24 protein-coding genes are annotated in these 25,919 nt (G+C 59.6%); 14 read left to right on the top strand and 10 right to left on the bottom strand.

All coding sequences use genetic code 11. The features are described 5' to 3' along the window. Positions 1–28: 28 nt before the first annotated feature. Positions 29–943, top strand: coding sequence for an oxygen-dependent coproporphyrinogen oxidase (gene hemF / locus CKW17_RS09590; RefSeq protein WP_095119673.1), 915 nt, complete (start codon positions 29–31; stop codon positions 941–943). A gap of 9 nt (positions 944–952) precedes the next feature. Beyond that, entirely contained in the window at positions 953–1,774 is an 822-nt protein-coding gene (aroE, locus tag CKW17_RS09585; RefSeq protein ID WP_095119672.1) for a shikimate dehydrogenase, read from the top strand. Positions 1,775–1,889: 115 nt separating this feature from the next. On the opposite strand, the gene CKW17_RS09580 is transcribed toward aroE, so the two are convergent. From CKW17_RS09580 to betC, 3 genes are all read right to left on the bottom strand, one after another. Then, on the bottom strand, positions 1,890–3,458 hold the full coding sequence (locus CKW17_RS09580) for a SulP family inorganic anion transporter (protein ID WP_095119671.1): 1,569 nt from the start codon (positions 3,456–3,458) through the stop codon (positions 1,890–1,892). 256 nt (positions 3,459–3,714) lie between these two features. Then, positions 3,715–4,635, bottom strand: a complete 921-nt coding sequence (gene choX / locus CKW17_RS09575) for a choline ABC transporter substrate-binding protein (RefSeq protein WP_095119670.1) — start codon at positions 4,633–4,635, stop codon at positions 3,715–3,717. 16 nt (positions 4,636–4,651) lie between these two features. Beyond that, positions 4,652–6,166, bottom strand: coding sequence for a choline-sulfatase (betC, locus tag CKW17_RS09570; RefSeq protein ID WP_095119669.1), 1,515 nt, complete (start codon positions 6,164–6,166; stop codon positions 4,652–4,654). A 114-nt stretch (positions 6,167–6,280) separates the two neighbouring features. Between betC and CKW17_RS09565 the strand changes: the two genes are divergently transcribed. Then, entirely contained in the window at positions 6,281–7,231 is a 951-nt protein-coding gene (locus CKW17_RS09565; RefSeq protein ID WP_095119668.1) for a LysR family transcriptional regulator, read from the top strand. A gap of 77 nt (positions 7,232–7,308) precedes the next feature. On the opposite strand, the gene CKW17_RS09560 is transcribed toward CKW17_RS09565, so the two are convergent. Continuing rightward, positions 7,309–7,974: an NAD(P)-dependent oxidoreductase gene (locus tag CKW17_RS09560; protein WP_095119667.1), complete on the bottom strand. Its 666-nt coding sequence runs from the start codon at positions 7,972–7,974 to the stop codon at positions 7,309–7,311. 82 nt (positions 7,975–8,056) lie between these two features. On the opposite strand from CKW17_RS09560, the gene CKW17_RS09555 reads away from it, so the two are divergent. Then, positions 8,057–8,383 (top strand): DOPA 4,5-dioxygenase family protein, encoded by a 327-nt coding sequence (locus tag CKW17_RS09555; RefSeq protein WP_095119666.1) that lies wholly within the window; start codon positions 8,057–8,059, stop codon positions 8,381–8,383. Here CKW17_RS09555 and CKW17_RS09550 read toward each other — a convergent pair whose 3' ends face one another. Beyond that, positions 8,384–8,785 (bottom strand): GFA family protein, encoded by a 402-nt coding sequence (locus CKW17_RS09550; protein WP_095119665.1) that lies wholly within the window; start codon positions 8,783–8,785, stop codon positions 8,384–8,386. It lies immediately after the preceding gene. A gap of 321 nt (positions 8,786–9,106) precedes the next feature. Here CKW17_RS09550 and CKW17_RS09545 point away from each other — a divergent pair, with 321 nt between their 5' ends. The 9 genes from CKW17_RS09545 (at position 9,107) to CKW17_RS09505 (ending at position 19,575) form a co-directional block, all read left to right on the top strand. Further along, positions 9,107–10,414, top strand: coding sequence for a CitMHS family transporter (locus CKW17_RS09545; RefSeq protein WP_095119664.1), 1,308 nt, complete (start codon positions 9,107–9,109; stop codon positions 10,412–10,414). Positions 10,415–10,499: 85 nt separating this feature from the next. Next, complete coding sequence (locus tag CKW17_RS09540; protein WP_095119663.1) at positions 10,500–11,267, top strand: TerC family protein; 768 nt, start codon at positions 10,500–10,502, stop codon at positions 11,265–11,267. A gap of 305 nt (positions 11,268–11,572) precedes the next feature. Next, positions 11,573–13,231: a Na/Pi cotransporter family protein gene (locus CKW17_RS09535; RefSeq protein WP_095119662.1), complete on the top strand. Its 1,659-nt coding sequence runs from the start codon at positions 11,573–11,575 to the stop codon at positions 13,229–13,231. Between the two features lie 166 nt (positions 13,232–13,397). Continuing rightward, positions 13,398–14,789 carry a pitrilysin family protein gene (locus CKW17_RS09530; RefSeq protein ID WP_095119661.1) on the top strand — a complete coding sequence of 464 codons (1,392 nt, stop codon included), beginning with the start codon at positions 13,398–13,400 and terminating at the stop codon, positions 14,787–14,789. A gap of 191 nt (positions 14,790–14,980) precedes the next feature. Next, positions 14,981–16,009 (top strand): DUF5924 family protein, encoded by a 1,029-nt coding sequence (locus tag CKW17_RS09525; RefSeq protein ID WP_095119660.1) that lies wholly within the window; start codon positions 14,981–14,983, stop codon positions 16,007–16,009. 54 nt (positions 16,010–16,063) lie between these two features. Further along, a complete protein-coding gene (locus CKW17_RS09520) occupies positions 16,064–17,212 on the top strand; it encodes an ABC transporter permease (RefSeq protein ID WP_095119659.1) in 1,149 nt (382 codons plus the stop codon). Further along, positions 17,209–18,012 carry an ABC transporter ATP-binding protein gene (locus CKW17_RS09515; RefSeq protein WP_095119658.1) on the top strand — a complete coding sequence of 268 codons (804 nt, stop codon included), beginning with the start codon at positions 17,209–17,211 and terminating at the stop codon, positions 18,010–18,012. The genes CKW17_RS09520 and CKW17_RS09515 overlap by 4 nt, the downstream gene beginning before the upstream one ends. Position 18,013: 1 nt before the next feature. Further along, positions 18,014–18,952, top strand: a complete 939-nt coding sequence (locus CKW17_RS09510) for an MlaD family protein (protein ID WP_016986431.1) — start codon at positions 18,014–18,016, stop codon at positions 18,950–18,952. Then, on the top strand, positions 18,949–19,575 hold the full coding sequence (locus tag CKW17_RS09505; protein ID WP_095119657.1) for an ABC-type transport auxiliary lipoprotein family protein: 627 nt from the start codon (positions 18,949–18,951) through the stop codon (positions 19,573–19,575). The genes CKW17_RS09510 and CKW17_RS09505 overlap by 4 nt, the downstream gene beginning before the upstream one ends. A gap of 120 nt (positions 19,576–19,695) precedes the next feature. Here CKW17_RS09505 and CKW17_RS09495 read toward each other — a convergent pair whose 3' ends face one another. From CKW17_RS09495 to CKW17_RS09475, 5 genes are all read right to left on the bottom strand, one after another. Continuing rightward, on the bottom strand, positions 19,696–20,925 hold the full coding sequence (locus CKW17_RS09495) for a nucleoside recognition domain-containing protein (protein ID WP_007911793.1): 1,230 nt from the start codon (positions 20,923–20,925) through the stop codon (positions 19,696–19,698). 198 nt (positions 20,926–21,123) lie between these two features. Further along, positions 21,124–22,455, bottom strand: a complete 1,332-nt coding sequence (gltP, locus tag CKW17_RS09490; protein ID WP_095119655.1) for a glutamate/aspartate:proton symporter GltP — start codon at positions 22,453–22,455, stop codon at positions 21,124–21,126. A 701-nt stretch (positions 22,456–23,156) separates the two neighbouring features. Further along, complete coding sequence (locus CKW17_RS09485; protein WP_095119654.1) at positions 23,157–23,621, bottom strand: inhibitor of vertebrate lysozyme family protein; 465 nt, start codon at positions 23,619–23,621, stop codon at positions 23,157–23,159. Between the two features lie 2 nt (positions 23,622–23,623). Continuing rightward, positions 23,624–23,788 (bottom strand): DUF1328 domain-containing protein, encoded by a 165-nt coding sequence (locus CKW17_RS09480; RefSeq protein ID WP_003177151.1) that lies wholly within the window; start codon positions 23,786–23,788, stop codon positions 23,624–23,626. 72 nt (positions 23,789–23,860) lie between these two features. After that, entirely contained in the window at positions 23,861–24,145 is a 285-nt protein-coding gene (locus tag CKW17_RS09475; RefSeq protein WP_095119653.1) for a hypothetical protein, read from the bottom strand. A 427-nt stretch (positions 24,146–24,572) separates the two neighbouring features. On the opposite strand from CKW17_RS09475, the gene algB reads away from it, so the two are divergent. Beyond that, entirely contained in the window at positions 24,573–25,919 is a 1,347-nt protein-coding gene (algB, locus tag CKW17_RS09470; protein ID WP_025112294.1) for a sigma-54-dependent response regulator transcription factor AlgB, read from the top strand.

The following is a 25,919-nucleotide window of genomic DNA, read 5'->3' as shown; positions in this document are numbered from 1 at the left end:
GGGGCGCCGCCCGATTCAAGGTGAAGCCATGACGACCCGCACCGACGCCGTAAAGGCCTATCTGCTCGATCTGCAAGACCGCATCTGCGCTGTCCTCGAAACCGAAGACGGCGGCACGCGCTTCGTCGAAGACGCCTGGACCCGGCCCGCCGGCGGTGGCGGTCGTACCCGCGTGATCGAGAACGGCACAGTGATCGAAAAGGGCGGCGTCAACTTTTCCCATGTGTTTGGCAGCGGTTTGCCGCCTTCGGCCAGCGCCCATCGCCCGGAATTGGCCGGTCGCGGTTTTGAAGCCCTCGGCGTGTCGCTGGTCATTCACCCGCACAACCCGCATGTGCCGACGTCCCACGCCAACGTACGGTTTTTCATCGCCGAGAAGGAAGGTGAAGAGCCGGTCTGGTGGTTCGGCGGCGGCTTCGACCTGACCCCGTATTACGGCAACGAAGAAGACTGCATCCACTGGCACCGCGTCGCCGAGCAGGCCTGTGCGCCGTTCGGGGCGGACGTCTACCCGCGCTATAAAGCCTGGTGCGACACCTACTTCCACATCAAGCATCGCCACGAGCCGCGCGGTATCGGCGGTCTGTTCTTCGATGACCTGAACGAGTGGGACTTCGACACCAGCTTCGCCTTCATGCGCGCCATCGGCGACGCTTACATCGACGCCTACCTGCCGATCGTGCAGCGCCGTAAAAACGCTGCCTTCACCGCGCAGCAGCGTGAGTTCCAGGAATTCCGCCGTGGTCGTTACGTCGAGTTCAACCTGGTTTATGACCGTGGCACGCTGTTCGGCCTGCAATCGGGCGGGCGTACCGAGTCGATCCTGATGTCGCTGCCGCCGCAAGTGCGCTGGGGCTATGACTGGAAGGCCGAGCCTGGCAGCGAAGAAGCGCGCCTGACCGAGTACTTTCTGCAAGACCGCGACTGGCTGGCCGAGGCCTGAGGACATCCGATGGATCGTTACGTCGTTTTCGGCAACCCGATCGGCCACAGCAAATCGCCGATGATTCACAAGCTGTTCGCTGATCAGACTGGTCAGAGCCTCGACTACAGCACCTTGCTGGCGCCGCTTGATGATTTCGCTGGCTGCGCCACGGCGTTTTTCCAGGAAGGTCGCGGCGCCAACGTTACCGTGCCGTTCAAGGAAGACGCTTACCGTTTGGCCAATAGCCTGACTGCTCGTGCGCAGCGTGCTGGTGCGGTGAATACCTTGAGCAAACTCGCCGACGGTTCGCTGCTCGGTGACAACACCGACGGCGCCGGGCTGGTGCGTGATCTGACGGTGAATGCCGGGTTCAGCCTGACCGGCAAACGCATCCTATTGCTGGGGGCTGGCGGTGCAGTGCGTGGGGCGCTCGAACCGTTGCTGGCCGAGAAACCCGCATCGGTGATCATCGCCAATCGCACGGTGGACAAGGCTGAGTTGCTGGCGGAGTTGTTCTGCGACCTCGGGCCGGTGTCGGCCAGTGGTTTCGACTGGTTGCGTGAGCCGGTGGACGTGATCATCAACGCCACATCGGCGAGCCTGACCGGCGACGTGCCGCCGATTGCGCCGAGCCTGATCGAGCCGGGCAAGACCCTGTGCTACGACATGATGTATGGCAAGGAACCGACGGCGTTCTGCCGCTGGGCCAGCGAGAATGGCGCGGCGGTGGCGATGGATGGCTTGGGGATGCTTGCTGAGCAGGCGGCTGAGGCATTTTACCTGTGGCGCGGCGTACGCCCGGACACGGCGCCAGTATTAGCCGAACTGCGCCGCCAGTTGGCGCAGTAATCCCCTGTAGGAGTGAGCCTGCTCGCGATAGCGGAGTGTCAGATAAAATCTCATCGACTGACACTCCGCTATCGCGAGCAGGCTCACTCCTACAGGGTTATGCGGTGCTATCGGATCAATCCTCAAACCGGATCGGGCACTTCTCCGGCCCTTCAAGCTTGCGCAACTCCTCCACCACCTGCGGCCGCGCCCGGCGCAAGGTCAGGCTGCGATTCTGGCTCAGCAGGCGGCGCGCCTCCTGATGCAGCATCTCCACCCCTGAATAGTCGATGAAGTTGATCTGCTGCGCCTCGATCACCACCCGCGCACCGTGCATGCGTTGCAATCTCACCTGCAGATAATGACTGGCGCCGAAAAAGATCGAACCACCGACGCGCAAAATATCGTCCTCGCCATCGCGCCAATGCTGCACGCGCGGTTGCGAGGTGCGCTTGAGATAGAAGAACAGCGAGGCCAGCACACCGGCATAAATCGCCGTCTGCAACTCCAGCAGCAACGTCGCCAGACACGTCAGGGCCATGACCACGAACTCGGCGCGGCTAACCCGCAACAAGGCACGAATGCCGCGGTGATCCACCAGTCCCCAGGCAATCAGCAGAATGCTCCCGGCCATCGCCGGGATCGGAATGTGCGCGATCAGCCCGGCGCCAAATATCGCGAACAGCGCGACCCAGATCGCCGAAAACACCCCGGCCAGTGGCGAGCAGGCACCTGCCTCATAACTCAATCCCGAGCGAGTAAACGAGCCTGCCGACAACGATCCGGAAAAGAACGCCCCGACAATATTCGACAAGCCCTGCGCGCGGACTTCCTGATTGGCATCGAGCAACTGTTGCGAGCGCGCCGAAATAGAGCGGGCAATCGACAGACTGGTGACCAGTCCAAGCATGCCCACCGCCACAGCGCTCGGCAGCAGGCGCAAGATCAAATCAAGATCCAGCGGCAACGCACTGAACGGCGGTAACCGCCCGACAAACGCGCTGACCAGATGCACATGGCCGAACATCGCCGGCCACAGCCACACCAGCAGGCTGGCCAAAGCGAGGGTTATCAACAGCGTCGGCCAGCGCGGCAGCAATTGTTTCAACACCACACCGACAACCACCGTCGCCACACCGAGTACCAACGAAGGTTTATCCACAGCCCTGAGGTGATGCAGCAGATCCATCAGACTCGCCAGCGCCGTGGCTTTGGCCGGCAACTCCAGCCCCAACAGATTCGGCAACTGCCCGATGGCGATCACCACCGCCGCGCCAAGGGTGAACCCCAGCACCACCGAATGCGAAACGAAATTCACCAGCGCACCGAAGCGCAGCAGGCCGAGCAGCCATTGGAAAATTCCGGCAAGCAAGGTCAGCAACAAGATCAGCGTGATGTAGTCCTGCGACGCCGGGACCGCTAAGGGACTGACGCTGGCAAACAGCACGATCGAAATGGCTGCCGTCGGGCCGCAGATCAAATGCCACGACGAACCCCACAGACAGGCAATCAGCACCGGGATGATTGCGGCATAGAGGCCATATTCAGGTGGCAGACCGGCGATCAGCGCGTAGGCGATCGACTGGGGTAACGCGAGAATCGCACCGCTGAGGCCGACGATCAGATCCCGTCCGACGCTGGCGCGGGTTTGCCGCGGTAGCCAGGTGAGGAAGGGTAAGAGAGAGTGGCGGCTGGGGAAGGCCATGGGTCCTCGCGGTTGGGGTTTTGTTCAAGGTTATCAGGGTGTCTGGGGAAAGGCCCCTCACCCTAGCCCTCTCCCGGAGGGAGAGGGGACTGATCGAGGTGTTTGTCAGAGATTCATCAACCTGCGATTTCAAAGTTGAACGCAAGTTTTGAATGCAACAAATATCGGCTCCCTTTCCCCCTCGCCCCCCTGGGGGAGAGGGCTGGGGTGAGGGGGCAAAAATCTCAAGCCGAGCAAAATTCAAAAAAACCCACAATCAAAGCTTCGCCTTCACCGCCGCCAACGCATCCTTGCCATCCACGGTCTTCACCCCATCCAGCCACTTATCCAGCACCGCTGGGTTCGCCTTGATCCACGCCTTCGCCGCCTCGGCATTGGTGACCTTCTTATTCACCACCTCAGCCATGATGCTGTTCTCCATCTCCTGCGTGAACGACAGATTGCTCAGCAACTTACCCACATTCGGACACGCCTCGGCATACCCTTTACGCGTTAGCGTAAACACGCTGCCGGTGTCGCCAAAGTACTTCTCGCCGCCCTTGAGGTAATGCATCTTCAACTGCACGTTCATCGGGTGCGGAGTCCAGCCGAGGAAGGTGACGAATTTCTGCTTCTTCACCGCTCGCGACACTTCCGCCAGCATCGCCTGTTCGCTGGACTCGATCAGCTTCCATTGGCCCATGTCGAAGTCGTTCTTCTTGATGATCTCCTGCAGCGAGATGTTTGCCGGCGCGCCCGAGCCGATGCCGTAGATCTTCTTGTCGAATTTGTCCGCGTATTTGTTCAGGTCGGCAAAGTTATGCACACCCGCGTCCCACACGTAGTCCGGCACGGCGAGGGTGAACTCGGTACCGTCGAGATTTTTCGCCAGTTGCGTGACATCGCCGGGGGCGACGAACTTGTCATAGAAGCCCTGCTGCGCTGGCATCCAGTTGCCGAGGAATACATCCACCTGGCCATCCTTCAACCCGCCAAAGGTAATCGGCACTGCGAGGGTGTCGACCTTGGCCTTATAGCCCATGCCGTCCAGCAGAAACCCGGTGATCGCATTGGTTGCGGCGATGTCGCTCCAGCCCGGATCGGCCATCTTCACCGTGTCGCAACTCTGCTCGGCGAAGGCCGAAGCGCTGCTCAACGCGATCAGGCCAACCGTCACTACTGTGGATAACTTGCGCATGGACTTCCCCTTAACGTTATTGGTTTTGGCAGGGTTGTGGATAACGTGCTTTGCGCTCCAGATCATCGAGATCGATGTGGTTGCGCATGTACTGCTGACTGGCGTCCACCAGCGGCTGGTGATCCCAGCTCTTCAGCTTGCCGATGGTTAACGCGTCGGCAACAAAACGCCGACGGCGCTGGCTGGCACGGACTTGCCGGTGAATCGCCGGAATGTCCCATTTGGCCCGCGCTTCGGCGAGAAAGTCGTCGAACAGCTGGCGATGCTGCGGCGATTGGCTGAGTTCTTCCAGTTCGCGCGGATCGTTGTCTACATCGAAGAGTAGGCAGGGGTCGCTTTCACTGTAGATAAATTTATAGGCGCCGCGACGGATCATCATCAGCGGGCTGACGGTGCCTTCGGCCATGTATTCGCCGAACACTTCGTCATGACCGCCCTGCCCTTGCAGATGCGAGACCAGTGAGCGGCCATCCAGCGGCAAGCCGGGTTCCAGCGTGCCGCCGGCCAGTTCAACGAAGGTTGGCAACAGGTCAGCGGTCGATACCGCAGCGCTGACACGCCCGGCAGCGAATTGTCCCGGAGCACTTATCAACAGGGGCACACGGGCTGCCATTTCGTACCAGTGCATTTTGTACCAGAGGCCCTTCTCGCCGAGCATGTCGCCGTGGTCGCCGGAAAAGACGATGATGGTGTCATCGATCAGTCCGGTTTCTTCGAGGGTTTGCAGAAGTTTGCCGACGTTGGCGTCGATATAGCTGCAGGCACCGAAGTACGCCCGGCGCGCATCGCGAATCTTATCCACAGGCAGTGGTTTATCCCACAGGTCGTAAACCTTGAGCAGGCGCTGCGAGTGTGGATCGAGTTCGTGTTGATCCGGGGTTGTAGGCAACGGGATATCGGCATCGTCGTACAAATCCCAGAACGGCTTGGGAATTGTGTACGGATCGTGTGGGTGAGTCATTGATACGGTCAGGCAGAACGGCTGATCGCCCTCCTCGCGAATGTGATCGAACAGGTATTGCTGCGCCTTGAACACCACCTCTTCATCAAAATCGAGTTGGTTGGTACGCACACACGGACCGGCCTGCAACACTGAAGACATGTTGTGATACCAGCTCGGGCGCACGTCCGGTTCGTCCCAGTTCACCGCCCAACCGTAATCGGCCGGGTAGATATCGCTAGTCAGGCGTTCTTCGTAGCCGTGCAACTGATCGGGACCACAGAAATGCATTTTGCCCGACAGCGCTGTGCGGTAACCGAGGCGGCGCAGGTAATGGGCGTAAGTCGGCACATCGGCGGGGAAATCGGCAGCATTGTCATAGGCGCCGATCTTGCTCGGCAACTGGCCACTGACTAGGGTAAAACGCGACGGCGCGCACAACGGGCTGTTGCAGTAAGCGGCGTCGAACACCACGCCTTCGGCGGCGAGGCGGGAAAGATTCGGCAGTTTGATTGGCGATGGGCCGTAGAACGGCAACATTGGCGCGGCCATCTGATCGGCCATGATGAAAAGAATATTCTTGCGCTTCATGTGATCGCGGCATTCCATAGTGAATATTTATGCGACATTGCTGCGATCGAGCATGGAGCCCATGCTGAATCCGGTAAAGCCCGTGCCAGACAATGACTAGGATAAGCACAGCTTATGTATGAAGCCTTGGGTGATCTGTCGCTCGACCTGCTCCGCGCCTTCGAAGCGGCGGCTCGGCAGCGCAGTTTTACTGCTGCCGCGGTTGAGCTTGGCACCACACAACCGGCAATCAGTCAGCAGATCAAACGGCTGGAAGAACAGCTTGGCACGCGCCTGTTTGACCGAATCTACCGAGGCATCGAACTAACGGAAGTCGGCGTGATCCTGTTCGAGCAAGTTGCCTTGGGTTTGCAGAATATCGACGCAGGATTAAGTGCGATCAGCGCACAACAGCAGCATGAGGTGCTGCAGGTCGCCACCGACTTCGCCTTCGCGGCGTATTGGCTGATGCCGCGTCTGCATCGCTTCCACGAAGCCAATCCGCAGGTCGATGTCAGCCTGGTGACCAGCGAACGCAACCACAACATGCTGCGCACCGACATCGACGTGGCGATCCTGTTTGGCGATGGGCGTTTTAAACAGGGTGAAAGCCATTGGCTGTTCAGCGAAGAAGTGTTCCCGGTGTGCAGTCCGCAGTTGCTCAAGGATCGCGCCCTGCCCCTGCCTGCTCAGGCGTTACTGGAGTTTCCTTTGTTGCACCTGCGCGGGGAAAACAGCAGCAACTGGTTTGACTGGAGTGGTCTGTTCCGTGAACTCGGTATCAATACACCGCCGGCTCCGGGGCAATTGCGCTTCGACAATTACACGCTGTTGATTCAAGCGGCGATTGGCGGCCAAGGCGTGGCGATCGGTTGGCGCCACCTTGTGGATAACTTGCTGACGCAAGGTCTGTTGTGTCGCCCGATTGCTGAAACGACGCTGTCGCGGTTGGGTTATTACGTGGTGCTGCCGCAACGCAAACGTCGGGGCGCGCTGATTCAGCAGTTTGTCGATTGGTTGATGGCGGAACAGGCGAGCAGTGCTGAGTCGCTTAATGGACTCGCACTGCCTTCGATCGCGGTTTGAAAGTCAAAAGATCGCAGCCTGCGGCAGCTCCTACATCTGGAGCGCGGTCCCCTGTAGCTGCCGAAGGCTGCGATCTTTTACGAACCTGCAGCCGCCACGAAATTCACATGCTGACCCACATGCAGATTCAACCGCAGCTCATCAGCAATCCCCACCGCCACGCGGTTCAAACGCTCCAGCGGTTCGGCCAGACCCGGTTCGAGATTGCCGCCAACCTGACTGAAATGCTCAATGGTCAGCCCGGCCACGCCGTGCGGTGCATTGACCAGCGTCCAGTGCAGCGGGCTGCTTTGCACGGCTTCTAGAATTTCTTCGGCGGCATGGCGTTGCAGGCGATCATCGACATCCGGCTCATCGAGCACGGCAAAATCCCCCACCAGAAACAGTCGCGAAACATTGGCCGCTTGCAGGCCATCGACCAACGCGTCGACGGCCAACACCTGCTCGACCGGGCCGAGCACGACCGAGCGTTCCACATGATCGCTGCTGAACGGCAAGCCCGGCGCATCCAGTAAACAGATGACCGCCGAGCTGCCGGCCACACTCTGATTGACCCGCTCCAGATCGAACAGATCGCCCGTTTTGGTGCGCAAGCCAGGACGCGGCGCCAGTGCGGTCAAATCGTCGAGAATGGCAATGACTTCATGCTGACGGCGCAGCAATTCAGCCATCAACGCGCTGCCCAGGCTACTCATGGCACCATAGAGCACCACTTTTACCGCCGGGGTTTCGGCATTTTTCATGGCTGATCCCTTTTGTTATCCCTTGTATGGCGTGTGACATACGGGCAACGCCGAGGGTTCGAACCGATTCAGAGGCTTTCAGATGCAAGCGATCAAGGGTTACCACGCCCACGTCTATTTCGACGCCGGCACCATCGATCAGGCGCGCGCGTTGTGTGAGCAAGCCGCGCAGTTGTTTCCATTGAAAATCGGCCGCGTCCACGAACGCCCGGTCGGCCCGCATCCGGACTGGAGCTGCCAATTGGCCTTCGGCCCGGAGCTGATCGCCGATGTACTGCCGTGGCTGGCGCTCAATCGCCAAGGCCTGGTGGTATTCCTGCACCCGGACACCGGCAATGATTTGCTCGACCACACTGAGCATGCGATCTGGATGGGTGCGATCAGGCCGCTGAATCTGTCTGTTTTTTGATCACAGCGTTTCTTCGGCTTCGCCCGGCAGATGCTCGTCCAGATGTAGCCAAGGTAATTGGCTGTCCGTCCAGATGTGTCGCTCGGCGGGTGCCTGCTCTGGATGATCAAGTGTGGCGATGGTCACGTCGATGCTTTCAGGGCTGAGCAACGTCACCAACGCCAGTTGCGCGCCGCACCGCGGGCAGAAGTACCGCGCGCAACTGTCGGATGAGTCATAACGCGCCGGCGTAGCGGCCAGCCATTGAAAATTCGCCGTCGGCACGGTGATCCACGTCGTGACGATTCCACCGCTGACCTTGCGGCAAATCGAACAATGGCAATGGGCGATATCCTGCAACGCCCCGCTGAACTGATAACGAATGTGTCCGCAATGGCAGCCGCCGCTGTGCAATTCGCCCATCTCGAAGCTCCCCCTTCCCGTGTTTATTGACTTTAGATCGCATCCGACGACCGGTTGACCGTTCATTCAAAGCTTTCTGCAGCGAAAGGTAGCTGAAAGCTTCCCGGATTAGGATCGCCTCACTTCCGGCAACAGACCGGTTGGCCAATGCGTGTGATACCTCGCACGAACGGCCCAATTAACAACAACAATGGTGATTCTGATGTCCTCTGTAGCCCGCCTCCTCGCTTCAACTCCGCCCGTACGTCTCGTGCTTCCCGTTCTGCGCTGATCCACCCGATCCGCTCATTTAACTAGCCGCGCTACGCCTGGAGTATTCCCATGCTGACTTTCCTTGGCTTCGCCATGGTCATCACGTTCATGTTCCTGATCATGACCAAGCGCCTGTCCGCGCTGATCGCTCTGATCATCATCCCGATTGTCTTCGCGCTGTTCGGGGGTTTTGCACCGAAGATCGGTCCGATGATGCTCGAAGGCATCACCAAGCTCGCGCCGACTGGCGTGATGCTGATGTTCGCCATTCTCTATTTCGCCTTGATGATCGACTCCGGCCTGTTCGACCCGGCCGTGCGCAAGATCCTCAAACTGGTCAAGGGCGACCCGCTGAAGGTTTCGGTCGGCACCGCCGTACTGGCGCTCGTCGTTTCCCTCGATGGTGACGGCGCGACCACTTACATGATCTGCGTGGCCGCCATGCTGCCGCTGTACAGCCGCATCGGCATGAGCCCGCGGATCATGGCCGGCCTGATCATCCTCGCCGGTGGCGTGATGAACATGACCCCGTGGGGCGGCCCGACTGCCCGCGCCGCCAGTGCGCTGCATGTCGACCCGTCAGATATCTTCGTGCCGATGATCCCGGCGATGGCGGCGGGTGTTTTGGCGATCCTGGTCATCGCCTACTTTTACGGTAAGCGTGAGCGTGCGCGTCTGGGTGAGCTGCATCTGGTTGGCGATGATGTCGATCACAGCGAAATCAGCGTGTCGCAGTTTCCGGATGCTCGCCGTCCGAAACTGATCTGGTTCAACGGCGCCCTGACCTTCGGCCTGATGTGCACGCTGATCGCCGGCCTGCTGCCATTGCCGGTGTTGTTCATGGTCGCGTTCAGTATTGCCATGATCGTCAACTACCCTTGCCTGCAGATGCAGAAGGATCGCGTCGCCGCTCACGCCGGTAGCGTGCTGGCAGTGGTCGGGCTGATCTTTGCGGCGGGTATCTTCACCGGTATCCTGTCCGGCACCGGCATGGTCGATGCGATGTCGAAGAGCCTGTTGGCAGTGATTCCGGATTTCCTCGGCCCGTACCTGGCCGTGATCACGGCGCTGGTGAGCATGCCGTTCACCTTCTTCATGTCCAACGATGCGTTCTACTATGGCGTGTTGCCGGTGTTGGCCGAAGCCGCCAGCCACTATGGGATCACCGCAGTGGAAATGGCCCGTGCCTCGATCGTCGGTCAGCCCGTCCACTTGCTGAGCCCGTTGGTGCCATCGACGTATCTGTTGGTGGCCCTGGCCGGCATTGATTTTGGTGACCACCAGCGTTTCACCCTGAAATGGGCGATCCTGGTGTGTATCTGCATTCTGATTGCTGCACTGCTGTTGGGGACTTTCCCGGTGTTCAGTACTCTATAAGCCCAAGACTCACCGTTTCGGGTCCTGGCTTCGCGGTTTGAAGCCCGGACCTTTTTCGGTTTAACAATCGCTCAAAGGAATACACATGGAATGGCTGACCAACCCCGAAATCTGGGTTGCCTTCTTCACCCTGACCGCCCTGGAAATCGTCCTCGGCATCGATAACATCATCATGATTTCGATCCTGGTCAGCCGCATGCCCAAGCACATGCAGCAGCGCACCCGGATCTTCGGTCTTGGCCTGGCCATGATCACGCGCATCCTGTTGCTGCTGTCGATCACTTGGGTCATGCGCCTCACCGCTGACCTGTTCGAAGTGTTCGGCCAAGGCATTTCCGGTCGCGACCTGATCCTGTTCTTCGGTGGTCTGTTCCTGCTGTGGAAGAGCTCGCAAGAGATGTACCACGCGCTGGAAGGCGAAGACGAAAGCGACGACACGCCTGGCGGCAAGGGTGGCAACTTCCTCTACACCATCATCCAGATCGCGATCATCGACATCGTCTTCTCGCTGGATTCGGTGATCACTGCCGTGGGCATGGTTTCCCACGTGCCAGTGATGGTCGCGGCGATTGTCGTGGCAGTGCTGGTGATGATGCTGGCCTCGGGCAAGATCAGCGAGTTCATCGACAAGCACCCGTCGCTGAAGATGCTGGCGCTGTCGTTCCTGCTGGTGGTCGGTACCGTGCTGATTGCCGAATCGTTCGACGTGCATGTGCCGAAAGGCTACGTCTACTTCGCCATGGCGTTCTCGCTGGCGGTTGAGGCGATCAACATCAAGCTGCGCGGCGCAATGGCCAAGAAGCGACAGCAGCAAGACCCGGTGAAACTGCGCAAGGACATTCCGGGCCAGTAACCCGGTAGTCCAGACGCCACACCCCTTGTAGGAGTGAGCCTGCTCGCGATAGCGGTCTGTCAGTCAACATCAATGTTGAGGCTGATGGCCCTATCGCGAGCAGGCTCACTCCTACATTTGTTTGTGGTGGATTCAGGTGGGTGTATGAAGCGCTTTTCATGACACTTTTGTTTCAATCCACACTTTAGCTGTGCAATGCTGGCGCCCAGACCGTTAGCCAACTACAGCTTAAGTATCAAAAACGTAGAAACCGCGCGGTACCGTCCACTTGCCCCTCTGGGGCGCTGCTACTACAGGGGGTTTGTATGCTCACCCTGCTCAATCTGCTTTCCGCCGTCGCCCTGCTGATCTGGGGCACGCACATCGTTCGAACCGGCATCCTGCGGGTGTACGGCACCAACCTGCGCCATGTGATTGGCCAGAACATGTCCAAGCGCTGGCTGGCCTTTGTCGCCGGCATCGTCGTTACCGCGATGGTGCAGAGCAGCAATGCCACGGCCATGCTCGTTACCTCTTTCGTCGGCCAGGGCCTGATGGCGCTGACCCCGGCGCTGGCGACCATGCTCGGCGCCGACGTCGGTACCGCGCTGATGGCGCGGGTGCTGACGTTTGACTTGTCGTGGCTGTCGCCGCTGCTGATTTTTCTCGGGGTGATTTTCTTTCTTTCGCGCAAACAGACGCGCCTCGGGCAGATGGGCCGGGTCAGCATCGGTCTGGGGCTGATCATTCTCGCGCTGCAATTGATCGTCGAGGCCGCTGCGCCGATCACCCATGCCCAAGGTGTGAAGGTGATTTTCGCTTCGCTGACCGGCGACATCCTCCTCGACGCCTTGGTCGGCGCGCTGTTCGCGATGATTTCCTATTCCAGCCTAGCCGCCGTGCTGCTCACCGCGACGCTGGCCGGTGCTGCGGTCATCAGTTTGCCGGTGGCAATTGGTCTGGTGATCGGCGCCAACATCGGCAGCGGCATTCTCGCCTTTATGAGCACCAGCATGCAGAACGCCGCTGGCCGACAAGTGGCGCTGGGCAGTCTGCTGTACAAACTGATCGGCCTGCTGCTGATCATCCCGGTGCTCGACCCGCTGGTGCACTGGATCGACAGCCTCGATTTCAGCCCGCAGGAAATGGTCATCGGCTTCCACTTGCTCTACAACACCGCGCGCTGCCTGATTCTGCTGCCAAGCGTCGGCCCGATGGCACGCCTGTGTGCTTGGCTGCTGCCGGAGCGACCCGAAGTTAATGGCACCGCCAAACCGCGTCACCTCGACGCGACGGCGCTGGTGACGCCGAGTCTGGCGCTGGCCAACGCCGCGCGGGAAACCCTGCGCATGGGCGATCTGCTCGACAACATGCTTGATGCGACGCTCGATGTGTTGCGCGGCAAGCAGACCGCCGTCACCCAGGAAATGCGTCGGCTGACCGATGACGTCGAAGCGCTGTACAGCGCAATCAAGCTGTACCTGGCGCAAATGCCCCGCGAAGACCTCGGCGAACACGACAGCCGGCGCTGGGCCGAGATCATTGAACTGGCGATCAACCTGAAACTGGCCAGCGACCTGATCGAACGCATGCTGCGCAAGATTCAGCAGCAGAAGACTTCGCAGCGCCGCTCCTTTTCCGAAGAAGGCCTGGAGGATCTGGCCGGATTGCAGCAGCAACTGATTTCCAACCTGCGTCTGGGCCTCTCGGTATTCCTCAGCGGCGACCGCGAAAGTGCCCGGCAGTTGCTGCGCGAGAAACGCCGCTTTCGCGCGCAGGAACGCCGGTTGGCCCACGCGCATGTCAGCCGTTTGCAACGCAAGATCGTGCAGAGTATCGAGACCAGTTCGCTGCACCTGGAGTTGATTGCCGACATGAAACGCCTGAATTCGCTGTTTTGCGGCAGTGCGTATGTGGTGCTGGAAACGGCGGATACCGGGGCGCTGGCGGCGGATGATATTGCCGATATAACGCATTCGCCTTGAACGTCTGGGGCTGGGTTTAGTCAGTTACATTGATTCAGCCTTCAGGCCGCTATCGCGAGCAGGCTCACTCCTACAGGAGGAGCATTCCAATGTAGGAGTGAGCCTGCTCGCGATGGGGCCCTGACTGACGACACGGATCTCCAAATCAGCCGTATGGAAGCCTGTTATGCGTTGCCTGTTGTTCGCCTGTCTGTTGCTCGGTTCCCTGCCCTCCTTCGCCCTGGATCGTTTTCAGGTCGAAGGCTATGCGCTGCCCAACGGTTTGCAACTGATGCTCAAGCCCGGCACCGAACGTGGGCACGTGGCGATCCGGCTGGTGGTCGGCGTCGGCCTTGATGATTTCGATTGCGATGACAAGGAGCTGCCGCACCTGCTTGAACACTTGCTGTTCAGCGGCATCGATGCCACTGGCGAAGGCGGCCTGGAAGAACGCATGCAAGCGCTGGGCGGTGACTGGAATGCGTTCACCAGTAATGCCGACACCACGTTCGTCATTGAAGCGCCGGCGAAAAATCAGCGCAAAGTCCTCGACCTGCTGCTCGCTCTGCTCACACAAACGCGTATTGACGACAACGCCATCAACGCGGCCAAACGCGTGGTCGAACGCGAGGACGGCGGCCATTACACCCGTCTGCAACGCTTTCTCGATCGTCAGGATATCGGCCACACCGCGAGCAATCAGCTCGCCGTCGAACTGGGCCTGAAATGCCCGCAACGCGCCGAAGTCGGTCACCTGACTCAGGAACAGTTGGAGAAGGTGCGCAAGGCCTGGTACGCGCCGAACAACATGACCCTGATCGTCGTTGGCGAACTCGACAAATTGCTGCCGGCTTACCTGGAACGCACCTGGGGCGCACTCGAAGCGGTTGAGCCGAGCGAGCACCGTACACTGCCGGACATCAGCACTAGCGCCGCTCATGAGCGCACCCTCACCCGTGGCTTTATCGGCGACAGCGCCAAGTTGCACTGGCTGGTGCCGGAACCAGTGATCGATGATCAGTACGACCAGACCTTCGACATTCTCAAGGATTACCTCGACTGGGCGTTGTACCGACAGATCCGCCTCAACCACGGTTTGTCCTACGGGCCGTGGGCTGAGCGTGAGGTGTTTGGCGGTGTCGGTTTCATGAGCCTGAATGCCGATCTCGATCGCGATGATGTCGACGAGGCCATTCAAGTGCTGGAAGACCTCAAGGCCGACCTACTGAAAAACGGTCTCGACCCGGACACCTTTGCGCGGATCAAACAGGCCTCGATCGCCCATCAGGCGTGGGCGGTACAGGGCAACAGCGCGATGGCGGATTATTACTGGAGCGCCCTTGCTGATTACCAGGACGGTCGCTTTGCCAACCCCGCGCGCGAGCTGCAAGGAGTGACGCTGGAAGCGGCGAACAAGGCCATGCGCGAGTTGCTGCTGCAACCGGGGTATTTGCGGATCGAGAAGCCGTTGATCAGTGATGATCAGGTGTTGTGGCTGAGTGCGGGTGGCTTGGGCTTGGTGTTGTTGATCCTGATCGGCTGGCGTTTGCACCGCCGCCGCAAACCCGCCGAACACTGACCCTGTAGGAGTGAGCCTGCTCGCGATAGCTGTCTACCAGACGAAGAGAGGGTGACTGAACGACCGCTATCGCGAGCAGGCTCACTCCTACAGGGGAATGCGTTGGCTTTAAGTGACCGGCAGCCTCGCCACAACGCCCGGCGGGCGCTACTCTGTCGAGGTTTTTTCCTATCCAGTCGTGAACCGCCCAAATGCCGAAAATACAGCTCCTGATCCAGCGCCTTCTCGAACTGATGAAGCGCTATCCCGGGGTTATTGCGCTTGGCGGTTTCATCTCCGGAGTCGGCAGTTTCATCATGGTCGATCGTCAGCAAGGGCTGGCGAGCTGGATCACCGTGATCATGCTGCTCAGTTGGATCTGGCTGATGCTGGAAAACACCCTCACCGGCCTCTTCACCCGCGTGTTCAAACGCGAGATACCCCAGCCACTGCTGCGTTATGCGACGCAGATGATCCATCAGGAAAGCCTGTTTTTTGTCCTGCCGTTTTTCTTCATCACCACGACCTGGAACAGCGGCCAGTTGTTCTTCACCGGCCTGCTCAGCGTCGCGGCGCTGATCTCGATCGTCGATCCGCTCTATTACAAATGGCTGGCGCCACGGCGCTGGGCGTTTCTCGCGCTGCACACCCTGACCCTGTTCGCCGCCCTGCTCACCGCGTTGCCGGTGATCATGCACCTGACCACGGCGCAGAGCTTCAAGTGGGCGCTGGGCATTGCCGTGCTGCTGTCGTTCCCGAGTCTGGCGTCGATCTTCCCGATCCGCACGCTGCGCAATGCCTTGGCGATCCTGTGCATTACCGTTGGTATTGGCGGCGTCGGTTGGGCGCTGCGCTCGTGGGTGCCGCCGGCGACGCTGTGGATGACCGACGTCGCGATCAGCACGCAAATGCAGGACCGCACCCCCGGCGCCAGCCTCGACACGGTCAGTGCCGAGCAGATTCGTGGCGATGGCCTCTACGCCTACACCGCAATCAACGCGCCGCGCGGGCTCGATGAGCGGATCTATCACGTCTGGCAATTCAACGGCAAAGAGGTCGACCGTATCGCCCTCGACATCCACGGCGGGCGCAAGGAAGGCTACCGTGCCTGGACGCACAAGCAGAACTTCCCCGGCAACCCGGCGGGCAAATGGCAGGTGCGCGTGCTGACCGAGGATGGCCAGTTGATCGGCGTACTGCGCTTCGAAATCACAGACAGCACAGCGATCAAAGAAAAGTAATCCGGTTCGTGCTATTACGTTAGTTCGCATAAAGGCCGAACAAGCACGGAGCTTATGACCAGCAGCTCGATCAGCGGTAATGCCCAACTGGACACGTCGATCAGCCCTGCCCGCTTGCGGGTCACCGGGGACTGGACGCTTGCCCATTACGCCGAGCTCAAGCAACTGAGCGAAAAGCTCCACGGCCAGTACGACGCCAACACCCCGATCGACCTCAACAGCCTCGGCGCCCTCGACACGGCTGGTGCGTCGCTGCTGGTCGAACTGCTCGGTTCCGAACGCCTCGGCAAATCCGCCGAACACCCCGATTGCACCCTGACCTCCGCCGACCGCGCGCTGCTGCAAACCGTGTATTGCTCGATGACCGATTTCTGCGTTCCGATCAAGGAACCGGAAATCAGCGTCAGCGTGCAGTTGCTGACGCGCATCGGCCGCGCGGTCGACACGGTCTGGCAGGACACCCTGCAACTGCTCGGTTTTGTCGGCCTGATCATGGAAACCATTGCTCGCAGCCTGTTTCGGCCCAAGCGCTGGCGCATCACCCCAATGATTGCGCACATCGAGCAGACCGGCCTCGACGCCGCGCCGATCGTGGCGTTGCTGACTTTTCTGGTCGGCGCGGTGGTGGCGTTTCTCGGCGCCACGGTGCTGGCCAGTTTCGGCGCGACGATTTTTACCGTGGACCTGGTCGGGTTCTCGTTCCTGCGCGAATTCGGTGTGCTGCTCACGGCAATCCTCATGGCCGGGCGCACCGCCAGTGCCTTCACCGCGCAAATCGGCTCGATGAAGGCCAACGAAGAAATCGATGCGATCCGCACATTGGGCCTCGACCCGATGGAGCTGCTGGTAGTGCCGCGTGTGCTGGCAATGTTGGTGGCGCTGCCGATGTTGACGTTTCTGGCGATGCTTTGCGGGATCATTGGTGGCGGCGTGGTCTGCGCGGTATCGCTGGATATCTCGCCGGCGATGTTCCTGACGCTGCTGCAGTCGGACATCGGCGTGCAGCACTTTCTGGTCGGCTTGGTGAAGGCGCCGATCTTCGCCTTCATCATTGCCGCGATTGGTTGCCTGGAAGGCTTCAAGGTCAGCGGCAGTGCCGAGTCGGTCGGTGCCCACACCACGTCCGCCGTGGTCCAATCGATTTTCGTGGTGATCGTGCTCGACGCGGTGGCCGCGCTGTTCTTCATGGAGATGGGCTGGTGAGTCGTCTACCCCGCGCGCCCTCGGAGGCGGTGATCGAAGTCCGTGGCCTGTGCAATCGCTTCGGCACCCAGAGCGTGCACGAGAACCTCGATCTGGATTTGTACAAAGGCGAAATCCTCGCCGTGGTCGGCGGCTCCGGCAGTGGCAAATCGGTGCTGTTGCGCAGCATTGTCGGACTGCGCCGGCCCAGCGAAGGCATGGTCAAAGTGTTCGGCAAAAACCTGCCAAGCCTGTCCGAGCATGAGCGCTCACTGGTTGAGCGGCGCTTCGGTGTGCTGTTCCAGAAAGGCGCGCTGTTCTCCTCGCTGACCGTCACCGAGAACGTCGCCCTGCCCCTTATCGAACATGCGGGCCTCAGCCGCAACGATGCCGAGCACCTGGCGGCAGTGAAACTGGCGTTGGCCGGATTACCGCTGTCGGCGGCGGACAAATACCCGGCGTCGCTGTCCGGCGGCATGATCAAGCGTGCTGCGCTGGCGCGGGCCTTGGCGCTGGATCCGGATATTCTGTTTCTCGACGAGCCGACTGCCGGCCTCGATCCGATTGGCGCGGCGCAGTTCGATCAACTGATTCTGACCCTGCGCGATGCACTCGGCCTTAGCGTGTTTCTGGTGACCCACGACCTCGACACGCTCTACACCATCACCGACCGCGTGGCGGTGCTGGCGCAGAAAAAAGTGCTGGTCGCCGGTCCCATCGACGTGGTCTCGGAAACCGACGACGCGTGGATTCACGAATACTTCCACGGCCCGCGCGGCCGCTCGGCGCTGGACGCCGCCAAATTGCTCAACGAGGTCTGACATGGAAACCCGAGCGCATCATGTATTGATCGGCTTGTTCACCGTGATAGTGGTGGCAGGCGCCCTGCTCTTCGGTCTGTTCCTGGCCAAGTCCAGCGTCGACACCGAGTTCAAGGATTACGAGATTGTCTTCAGCGAGGCGGTCAGCGGCCTGTCCAAGGGCAGCCCGGTGCAATACAGCGGGATCAAGGTCGGCGACGTGATCAACCTGCGCCTTGATCCAAAGGATCCGCGGCGGGTGCTGGCGCGGATTCGCCTGGCCGGTGACACACCGGTCAAGGAAGACACCCAGGCCAAACTGGCGCTGGCCGGGATTACGGGGACGTCGATCATCCAGCTCAGCGGCGGCACGCCCGAGAGCCCGAAACTGCGTGGGCATGACGGTAATCTGCCGACCATCGTGGCATCGCCCTCGCCTATTTCGCGCTTGCTCAATGACTCCAACGATTTGATGACCGGCATCACCGCGCTGCTGCAGAACGCCAATCAGATGTTCTCTGCCGAGAACGTCGAGCGTGTGAGCAAGACCCTCGCCCATCTGGAGCAAACCACCGGGACGATCAACGATCAGCGCGGCGACATCAAACAGGCCATGCAGCAACTGGCGACCGTCGGTAAACAGGCCGGCAGCATGCTCGAACAGACGTCGCTGCTGATGCGCAACGCCAACGGTTTGATCAACGACCAGGGCAAACAGGCACTGGGCAGCGCCGAGCAAGCGATGAAGTCGCTGGAACAAAGCACCACCACCATCAGCACTTTGCTGAGCAAAAACGAAAACTCCCTCGACAACGGCATGCAGGGTCTCAATGGCCTGGCCCCGGCGATCCGCGAACTGCGTGAGACGCTGACCTCGCTGCGCGCCATTTCCCAACGCCTTGAGGCCAACCCCAGCGGTTATCTGCTGGGCCGTGACAAGAACAAGGAATTCACGCCATGAAGCTGACTCGACTCGCCCTCTTCGCTGCTGGTTTTTCCTTGATCAGTGCCTGCTCGATTCTGCCCAAGTCCGAGCCGTCGGATGTCTATCGCCTGCCGACTGCCCAGGCGCCCGCCCCGACCATTTCACCGGCGACTCAGTCGTGGTCGCTGCGGCTGAACAAGCTGCAGGCCAGTGAAGCGTTGAACCGGCCGACGATTGCGGTGATTCCACAAGGTGACGTGATCAGCAGCTACAAGGGCTCGCGCTGGAGCGATCCGGCACCGGTGCTGGTGCGTAATCGTTTGCTCGACGGCTTTCAGCGCGATGGCCGGGTGACGCTGCTCAGTACCGATGACAGCAACTTTGCTGCGGATCTGGAATTGGGCGGGAATTTGCAGGCGTTTCAGACTGAATATCAGGGCACGCAGGCCAGCGTTGTGGTGCGGGTTGATGCGTTGCTCGTGCGCGGTTATGACCAGCGGATTCTGGCCAGCCGCCGCTTTGAAGAGCGTCAGCTGTTGAGTGATGTTCAGGTGCCGGCGGTGGTCAACGGGTTTGGTCAGGCCAGTGATCGACTGACCGCGAAAGTCGTCGCCTGGGCCGTCGACCAGGGTCAGAAACTAGCCCCCCCGACCCCCTGACTCACCACAAATCCCCTGTAGGAGTGAGCCTGCTCGCGATAGCGGACTGACAGTCACCGATGATGGCGACTGATAAACCGCTATCGCGAGCAGGCTCACTCCTACAGTTTTGATCTGTGGTTAGCCGAAGAACCAGTAGCAGACGAAGATCGCACCCACGACACCGGCAAACTCCGCCAGCAACGCACACCCCACCGCATGCCGCGCCCGCTGAATCCCCACCGCGCCGAAATACACCGCCAGCACATAGAACGTGGTCTCGGTACTGCCCTGAATCGTCGCCGCGACCAGCGCCGGGAAGCTGTCGACGCCCGAGGTCTTCATCGTCTCGATCAACATCGCCCGCGCCGCACTGCCGGAGAACGGTTTGACCATCGCCGTCGGCAACGCATCGACAAACCGCGTGTCCCAACCGGCCCACTCGACCAGATGGCGAATACCGTCCAGACCAAAGTCCAGCGCCCCGGAGGCACGCAGTACGCCAACCGCACAAAGCATCGCCACTAGATACGGCAGCAGATTCTTCGCCACGTCGAAGCCTTCTTTGGCGCCTTCGACAAACGCCTCGTAGACCTTCACTTTCTTTAACGCGCCGATCAGCAAGAACAGCATGATCAACCCGAACAGCGTGAGATTGCCGAGGATCGACGACAATCCCGCCAAAGCCGTCGCCGAAAGCGTGCCGAGCAGCGCCATAAAGCCACCGAGAATCAGCGCGCCGGGAATCAGATACGCCAACACCACCGGATCCCAGATCCGCAGTCGCTGCATGAACGCCACCGAGAGGAAGCCGACGATCGTCGAGCAACTGGTCGCCAGCAGGATCGGCAGGAACACCAGCGTCGGATCCGGCGCGCCTTGCTGGGCGCGGTACATGAAGATCGTCACCGGCAGTAGCGTCAGGGAGGAGGCGTTGAGCACCAGGAAGAGGATTTGCGCGTTACTGGCGATGGTGGCACTGGGATTGAGCTCTTGCAGCGCCTTCATGGCTTTCAGGCCGATCGGCGTGGCGGCGTTGTCCAGACCGAGGCCGTTGGCGGCGAAGTTCAAAGTGATCAGGCCAAGGGCAGGGTGACCGGCCGGAACTTCCGGCATCAGCCGCAGGAACAGCGGGCCGAGCACCTTGGCCAGCCATTCGACGATCCCGGCCTTCTCGGCAATGCGCAGGAAGCCCAGCCACAGGGTGAGGGTGCCGAACAGCAGCACCATGACCTCGACCGAGAGCTTGGCCATGGCGAAAATGCTTTCCACCATCGCCGCAAAGATCCCGGCGTTGCCGCCGATCAGCCACTGCGCCAGCGCCGATACGGCTGCCACGATGAAGAAGCCAAGCCACAGGCCATTAAGCATCAGTCAAATCCCCCGAAGAATGCGGCGAATGATAACGGGGTCGCCAGAAACGACAAACCCCGGATTTCTCCGGGGTTCGTATGGCTGACTCGGTCCCCTGTAGGAGTGAGCCTGCTCGCGATCGCGGTGTATCAGACAACAGAGATGTTGAATGTACAGCCCTCATCGCGAGCAGGCTCACTCCTACAGGGATTTGTGTCAGTTCTTGGAGATTTCGCCTGCTGGCAGTTTTTCCTTGCTGCGCCAGTGCGGCAGGGAGTTCCAGTAGCGCTGGCCCTTGGCGTCGTCGTACATGCCTTCCCAGCGTGCGATAACCAAAACGGCCAGGGCGTTACCAATCACGTTCAGAGCGGTACGCGCCATGTCCATGATGCGGTCGACACCGGCGATGAACGCCAGGCCTTCCAGCGGAATACCCACGCTGCCCAGAGTGGCCAGCAGCACCACGAAGGACACACCCGGTACACCGGCGATGCCTTTGGAGGTGACCATCAGGGTCAGGACCAGCAGCAATTGCTGGCTGATCGACAGGTCGATGCCATACAGCTGAGCAATGAAGATCGCGGCGATCGACTGGTACAGGGTCGAACCGTCGAGGTTGAACGAATAACCGGTCGGCACGACGAAGCTGCAGATGGCTTTCGGTGCGCCGTAGGCTTCCATCTTCTCGATCACGCGCGGCAGTACGGTTTCCGAAGAAGCGGTGGAGTAGGCCAGCACCAGCTCATCCTTGAAGATGCGCATCAGCTTGATCACCGAGAAACCGAACAGCTTGGCGATCAGGCCCAGTACCACGAAGGCGAAGAAGGCGATGGCGACGTAAACCAGGATCACCAGTTTCGCCAGCGGCAGCAGCGAGGCGAAGCCGAAGTTGGCGACGGTCACCGCGATCAGCGCGAATACGCCGATCGGCGCGTAGTTCATGATCATGTGGGTGACTTTGAACATGCTTTCCGAGACGCCCTGGAACATCTTCACCAGCGGCTCGCGCAGGTCCGACTGCAGGCTCGACAGGCCGAGACCGAACAGCACGGAGAAGAAGATGATCGGCAGCATTTCGCCGCGGGCCATGGCCGCGAAGATGTTCGACGGGATCAGGTTGAGGATGGTCTCGATGAACGCGTGTTCATGCTGTACTTCGGCGGCAGTCGCCTGGTACTTGGAAATGTCCACCGTACCCAAGGTGCTCATGTCGATGCCGGTACCTGGATGGAACAGGTTGGCCAATACCAGACCGACGACGATGGCGATGGTGGTGACGATTTCGAAATAGATGATCGTCTTCAGGCCGATACGCCCGAGCTTTTTGGCGTCGCCCACGCCGGCGATGCCGACGATCAGGGACGAGATGACGATCGGAATCACGATCATCTTGATCAGACGGATAAAGATATCGCCTGCCGGTTGCAGGACGTTGCTGATCCACCAGGCCTTCTCGGCACTGAAGTGGTTGAGCAACGCACCAATTGCAATACCCAAAACCAGACCGATGAGGATCTGCCAGGCGAGGCTAATTTTTGCCTTCTTCATTATCTTTACCCTTACTTGCGTTTGACTCAGGCACATGCAGGAACTGGAACGCTCTTGGCGGAAAAGTCTGTGCATCTGCCTCCGTATAAGGTGCCCCGAAGCGCGTATTTACAGCTCTTCGGCAGGCGAAAAAAGGCGCAACTATTCCGATGCAAGGTTGCGCCGTCTAATGCCGTAAACGCCTACCCTATGCCGAATCGGCATGAGCTTTTTTTAATGAAACTGGCGTCCCAACCGGTTCGATTGTGACATTTCGGCCGGCATAAGTGCCGTGAACCGGTCATCACAGCGAAGGTTGGTTGTTTTTTGAACAAGAAAAATCGACTAAAAACTTAGGAAAAAGCCTACGTTGGAAGACTAGAAGTCCTACTGTTTAAACGGTTTTTTTGTCGATATACGGTCGCCAGGAAACACCGCGTAATGTTTTCGCGCGCAGTGTCAGCGATAAAAGGAACGAGCTGGACGCTCTGGATCAACGTTTTATCTGATTGAAAGCTCAGCGCAAGTCCGTCGAACCACTGTGGGTCGGCGAACCTGCGGCGCAGCTTTTACCCTGACCCGGCCCTTGCGCAGGCACTCCTTGTACCCGTAGGTCACTCCGACCCTGTAACAGTCAGAACGTCCCGGCCCCTTGGTCATGCGCCTGCCTTCCTCAGGTGGGCGCAATGGAAAGCAGCAGGGCTGCTGCCTTCATGTTCGAATCAGTACCACTTCGGATCTTTCTTCAGGGTTTCCATCAAAAGATCCTGCATGCCTTGGTCGGGTTTACCGAGGAAGCGGTAGGTGGCATGTCGCGTTGGCGACTTGTCGGCCGGCAATCCTTCGGGCACATCGACGAGCATGGCGTAAGCATCTTTCTTGTCGAAACTGAAGGCGACGATCAAGCGGTGGTTGAGGCACTTGTCTGCGGATTCGCAGAGCGGGCCGACCAGATACTGGTCGCCATCTTCAGTCACGGCATTCATCTGCTGGTCAGGCGTGCCGGTCAGGTTCATCACCCATTCCGGCAGGCGTTCTTCCTTCTTCACCACGCCTTCCCAGGTTTCGCGGTATTGCGGGTCGGAACTCAGGAGTTCGTTGACCCGCGTCTGGCCGTCATTGGCCGCCATCGCCATGGCACTGCCGCCCAGAAGCAGGGCGGCTGCCAGTGTCTTTAACGCACTCATCGTTAACCTCGGCCGCGACGGCCAAAGAAGAAGGAAGCGATGAACATCACCAGGAACACGACAAAGAGAATCTTGGCGATACCCGTGGCGGTGCCCGCGATACCACCGAAGCCCAGTACTGCAGCGATGATGGCAATGATCAAGAATGTAATTGCCCAGCTCAACATGGTGATTCTCCTTACTTCTCTATTTAGGGGTGTTGCGTGTTCCGGCGCTGCGCGCCCGAATTCGGTTGTTCTTTAGAAAACCCAGCGCTCTTCACGTGGCAGTTGATCCAGCGGCTGCGCCTGATCGACATCCATCATGCGCATCGAAGCGCTCTCGGCCTGGCTGCTGCTGACGGCGCTGAAGTGCGATTGCGTGCTGTGCTGGATCGAGATCAGCGGCTCAACTTTCTGGCTGTTTTCCCAGCGCAGGTATTGCTGACAGGCGATCAGGGTGATCAACAGCGCCAATACGCCAAACAGACCTTGCTGGATATGCAGTGGCGAGATACGCACTTGGGCGGCACGTTGGCGAGTCATCCTGGGTTCCTCACTCTTATTCGGTTAGGGCAATTCATTTCTGCCCGGGCTGAATGAGGTATTGCAGCCTGCATGCCAGTTTTTTAGTTGAAAAATATCCAATAAAATCAATAGGTTATGCGTATGCGGAAAATCGTTTGCGACGCATCCTGCACGATGGGTCTTCTGGGATCGTGCGCAATGCACGATTTTTTCGTAGGAGATTTCAATCTTATGGAATTGAGAGCAGGGCGCAGATGTCAGAAAAGTACGCAGGGAATGCCCTGCAAATCGGCATTTGTTTAAAAAACCAACAAAATCAACGTATTGGCTGTAAAGGCAGGAGAGAGCTACCCTCCTATGGCTGGCATCGTTCAGAATCAACCATGCAACTTGCCCGATTTTTCCGGGACTAACCCAAGATCAATCACTATGGAGCGTAGGAAAAATGGAATCTGCCACTGAGCATCAAGGCCGCATTCTGCTGGTGGACGACGAATCCGCCATCCTGCGTACTTTCCGTTATTGCCTCGAAGACGAAGGCTATACGGTCGCCACTGCCAATAGCGCAGCCCAGGCTGATGCCTTACTGCAACGGCAGGTTTTCGACTTGTGCTTCCTTGATCTGCGTCTGGGCGAAGACAACGGCCTCGACGTGCTGGCGCAGATGCGCATTCAGGCGCCGTGGATGCGCGTGGTGATTGTCACCGCGCATTCGGCCGTGGATACCGCCGTCGATGCGATCCAGGCGGGCGCCGCCGACTATCTGGTCAAACCGTGCAGCCCGGATCAGTTGCGTCTGGCCACCGCCAAGCAACTGGAAGTGCGCCAACTGTCGGCGCGTCTTGAAGCGCTTGAAGGCGAGATACGCAAACCCAAGGACGGCCTCGATTCCCACAGCCCGGCGATGAAGGTCGTACTGGAAACGGCTCGCCAGGTTGCCAGCACCGACGCCAACATTCTGATCCTCGGCGAGTCCGGCACCGGTAAAGGTGAGCTGGCCCGGGCGATTCATGGCTGGAGCAAACGCGAGAAGAAATCCTGCGTGACCATCAACTGCCCGTCGCTGACGGCGGAATTGATGGAAAGCGAGCTTTTCGGTCACAGTCGCGGCGCGTTCACCGGGGCCAGCGAAAGTACGTTGGGCCGGGTCAATCAAGCGGACGGCGGTACGCTGTTTCTCGACGAGATCGGCGATTTTCCCCTGACTTTGCAACCAAAGTTGCTGCGTTTCATTCAAGACAAGGAATACGAACGGGTAGGGGATCCGGTGACCCGTCGCGCTGACGTACGTATTTTGGCGGCGACCAACCTCAATCTCGAAGACATGGTTCGTGACGGGCGTTTCCGTGAGGATTTGCTCTATCGCCTGAACGTCATCACCCTGCACTTGCCGCCACTGCGCGAACGTGCCGAGGACATTCTCACCCTGGCCGACCGTTTCCTCGCGCGCTTCGTCAAGGAATATGCACGTCCGGCGCGCGGCTTCAGCGACGAGGCCCGTGAAGCGCTGCTCGGTTACCGCTGGCCGGGCAATATTCGTGAGCTGCGCAACGTGGTCGAGCGGGCGAGCATCATCTGCCCGCAGGAGCGCGTGGAAATCAGCCATCTCGGCATGGCCGAGCAACCGGCCAACAACGCGCCACGAGTGGGCGCGGCGTTGAGTCTGGATGAGCTGGAGAAAGCTCACATCGGTGCAGTTCTGGCCACCGCCGGAACCCTGGACCAAGCAGCCAAAACCCTGGGCATTGACGCCTCGACCCTGTATCGCAAGCGCAAGCAGTACAACCTGTGA

It is taken from the genome of Pseudomonas sp. Irchel s3f10 (assembly GCF_900187515.1).
In the GTDB taxonomy this organism is placed as follows: Bacteria; Pseudomonadota; Gammaproteobacteria; order Pseudomonadales; family Pseudomonadaceae; genus Aquipseudomonas; species Aquipseudomonas tensinigenes.
This window is presented reverse-complemented; position numbering and strand designations above follow the sequence as displayed.

What these genes read in the sequence shown, in the direction of transcription:
- hemF (WP_095119673.1), top strand. Translation starts at nt 29, where the DNA reads ATGACGACCCGCACCGACGCCGTAAAGGCCTATCTGCTCGATCTGCAA.
- aroE (WP_095119672.1), top strand. Translation starts at nt 953, where the DNA reads ATGGATCGTTACGTCGTTTTCGGCAACCCGATCGGCCACAGCAAATCG.
- CKW17_RS09580 (WP_095119671.1), bottom strand. Translation starts at nt 3,458, where the DNA reads ATGGCCTTCCCCAGCCGCCACTCTCTCTTACCCTTCCTCACCTGGCTA.
- choX (WP_095119670.1), bottom strand. Translation starts at nt 4,635, where the DNA reads ATGCGCAAGTTATCCACAGTAGTGACGGTTGGCCTGATCGCGTTGAGC.
- betC (WP_095119669.1), bottom strand. Translation starts at nt 6,166, where the DNA reads ATGAAGCGCAAGAATATTCTTTTCATCATGGCCGATCAGATGGCCGCG.
- CKW17_RS09565 (WP_095119668.1), top strand. Translation starts at nt 6,281, where the DNA reads ATGTATGAAGCCTTGGGTGATCTGTCGCTCGACCTGCTCCGCGCCTTC.
- CKW17_RS09560 (WP_095119667.1), bottom strand. Translation starts at nt 7,974, where the DNA reads ATGAAAAATGCCGAAACCCCGGCGGTAAAAGTGGTGCTCTATGGTGCC.
- CKW17_RS09555 (WP_095119666.1), top strand. Translation starts at nt 8,057, where the DNA reads ATGCAAGCGATCAAGGGTTACCACGCCCACGTCTATTTCGACGCCGGC.
- CKW17_RS09550 (WP_095119665.1), bottom strand. Translation starts at nt 8,785, where the DNA reads ATGGGCGAATTGCACAGCGGCGGCTGCCATTGCGGACACATTCGTTAT.
- CKW17_RS09545 (WP_095119664.1), top strand. Translation starts at nt 9,107, where the DNA reads ATGCTGACTTTCCTTGGCTTCGCCATGGTCATCACGTTCATGTTCCTG.
- CKW17_RS09540 (WP_095119663.1), top strand. Translation starts at nt 10,500, where the DNA reads ATGGAATGGCTGACCAACCCCGAAATCTGGGTTGCCTTCTTCACCCTG.
- CKW17_RS09535 (WP_095119662.1), top strand. Translation starts at nt 11,573, where the DNA reads ATGCTCACCCTGCTCAATCTGCTTTCCGCCGTCGCCCTGCTGATCTGG.
- CKW17_RS09530 (WP_095119661.1), top strand. Translation starts at nt 13,398, where the DNA reads ATGCGTTGCCTGTTGTTCGCCTGTCTGTTGCTCGGTTCCCTGCCCTCC.
- CKW17_RS09525 (WP_095119660.1), top strand. Translation starts at nt 14,981, where the DNA reads ATGCCGAAAATACAGCTCCTGATCCAGCGCCTTCTCGAACTGATGAAG.
- CKW17_RS09520 (WP_095119659.1), top strand. Translation starts at nt 16,064, where the DNA reads ATGACCAGCAGCTCGATCAGCGGTAATGCCCAACTGGACACGTCGATC.
- CKW17_RS09510 (WP_016986431.1), top strand. Translation starts at nt 18,014, where the DNA reads ATGGAAACCCGAGCGCATCATGTATTGATCGGCTTGTTCACCGTGATA.
- CKW17_RS09505 (WP_095119657.1), top strand. Translation starts at nt 18,949, where the DNA reads ATGAAGCTGACTCGACTCGCCCTCTTCGCTGCTGGTTTTTCCTTGATC.
- CKW17_RS09495 (WP_007911793.1), bottom strand. Translation starts at nt 20,925, where the DNA reads ATGCTTAATGGCCTGTGGCTTGGCTTCTTCATCGTGGCAGCCGTATCG.
- gltP (WP_095119655.1), bottom strand. Translation starts at nt 22,455, where the DNA reads ATGAAGAAGGCAAAAATTAGCCTCGCCTGGCAGATCCTCATCGGTCTG.
- CKW17_RS09485 (WP_095119654.1), bottom strand. Translation starts at nt 23,621, where the DNA reads ATGAGTGCGTTAAAGACACTGGCAGCCGCCCTGCTTCTGGGCGGCAGT.
- CKW17_RS09480 (WP_003177151.1), bottom strand. Translation starts at nt 23,788, where the DNA reads ATGTTGAGCTGGGCAATTACATTCTTGATCATTGCCATCATCGCTGCA.
- CKW17_RS09475 (WP_095119653.1), bottom strand. Translation starts at nt 24,145, where the DNA reads ATGACTCGCCAACGTGCCGCCCAAGTGCGTATCTCGCCACTGCATATC.
- algB (WP_025112294.1), top strand. Translation starts at nt 24,573, where the DNA reads ATGGAATCTGCCACTGAGCATCAAGGCCGCATTCTGCTGGTGGACGAC.